The sequence below is a fragment of the Rhizobium ecuadorense genome (assembly GCF_001187535.1).
In the GTDB taxonomy this organism is placed as follows: Bacteria; Pseudomonadota; Alphaproteobacteria; order Rhizobiales; family Rhizobiaceae; genus Rhizobium; species Rhizobium ecuadorense.
In genome coordinates this window covers 1-215 of sequence record NZ_LFIO01000680.1, presented here as the reverse complement: position 1 = coordinate 215, position 215 = coordinate 1, and the positions used below count along the sequence as shown (strand labels likewise).

At 56.7% G+C, this 215-nt stretch carries 1 pseudogene; it reads left to right on the top strand.

What is annotated here, in order from left to right:
* A pseudogene (locus tag AF337_RS44360) lies at nt 1–215 on the top strand (methyltransferase type 12); the annotation flags it as partial.

The window sequence follows — 215 nt, the reverse complement described above, 5'->3', positions numbered from 1 at the left end:
GTGCCATGTACGGCACGTCTGCCCATATATTCCGCTGGGATGCGGAGGAGAATTTGCCAGTTGGCGTCTCGCTTGATTGCGATGTATTGCACCACGTGGGCGTACTCTATCATCTGACAGATCCGGTAGGACATCTGAAGACGCTTTTGCCGCACGTGCGCAAAGCGGTCATGCTCGATACACAGATCGCGCCGGAAGATGCCCGGAGCCTGACC